Raw genomic sequence first — 1,160 nt, forward strand, 5'->3', positions numbered from 1 at the left:
AAAAACTAAAAAATGGAATTCACGCAACCAATTAACCTGATAAGAATCCGCACAGAATAAACGTTAAAACCGCACCCTGTAGAAGCGAAAGAGGTTTTAAAGATCCCTTGCGTTCTATCTCACTTACGTTTTGGCATTTTCTAGAAACCTTACTGGATAATAATTAGAGATAGACAATGTAAAATTATTGATAGAGTATCAAGACTACCCTAATGCCGCCTGACGGCGGAGCATTTAAGCTATATTGTACTCGCTTTTTGACTCTTGAGAGTGAAAAAGTTTCAACGCCATTCGGTTTCAAGAACTATGTTAGTTACTACCTGACTGACTTTTAAAGATAATCGCGCTCAATCTTTAATTAGTTTGTCTTATTAGCTGTTTTTTATGTCCATGTATTAGAAGTCATTTAATAGGGTTATCGCGTCTCTAATCGCCTTCTAGACCCCTTAGAACTGATGTTTTGAAAGATAGTATTTAATTTATGTAGTGTTTTGTATTGCGTTGTAGTATGCTTTTTTGAGTCAAAGTTAGCCTTATTTTGCGTTTTAACGGCTGGTAGTTTTTTTGTATTAATATTAGTTTAAGTTATTATTCTTTAGTTTCTCCCTAACTTTTTAAACTCTCTCGCTACACACAAACTTGATCCTTGCGTTTGTCTTTTATTTTTCTATACTCAGCAGCAACTAAATCTAATATATCTGCTAACTGACTTTCGTCTTGTAAACCACCGCCAAGTAAAAAAGCAAATTCAGCGATTGAACCAGGTGAAAGCTGATCTGCTGCATTCAAAAGTTTACACAGATTTTCTGTAGAAAGATCATGACGACAAGATAACCATGTAGAAATTGTAGAGTGATTTAAACCAGATAAACGAGCTAGTTCAACCAGCTTATACTTACGATGATCTTTTAACTTACGGAAACTTTGCCTTAATATGTTGCAATCTTCCACAATAAATGTAAAACTGTTGGTATGACCAACAATACAAACAAAAACATTACATCTCCAGAATACCTAAATACTTACCAAATCACAAAACAAAACGAAAAATGGACTACAGCCACACAATGCTATATGACCTTATGGAGATTAGCGAGACACGTTGACCGCCCAAGACGCGGTTATGTAGTCTTGTACTTCCCAGAACTTGAAAAATCGCT

The 1,160-nt window shown here is 35.1% G+C and carries 2 protein-coding genes; one reads left to right on the forward strand and one right to left on the reverse strand.

The annotated features are described in order from the left end of the window. Positions 1-627: 627 nt before the first annotated feature. The gene (locus C7H19_RS25205; RefSeq protein WP_106459633.1) at positions 628-951 is read right to left on the reverse strand and encodes a helix-turn-helix domain-containing protein; all 324 of its coding nucleotides are present in this window, start codon (positions 949-951) and stop codon (positions 628-630) included. Positions 952-972: 21 nt separating this feature from the next. On the opposite strand from C7H19_RS25205, the gene C7H19_RS26620 reads away from it, so the two are divergent. Beyond that, positions 973-1,160 (forward strand): hypothetical protein (locus C7H19_RS26620; protein ID WP_219907759.1); only part of this gene is annotated, 188 nt, incomplete at its 3' end.

Origin of the sequence: Aphanothece hegewaldii CCALA 016, assembly GCF_003007785.1 — a bacterium.
GTDB lineage: Bacteria > Cyanobacteriota > Cyanobacteriia > Cyanobacteriales > Microcystaceae > Chroococcus > Chroococcus hegewaldii.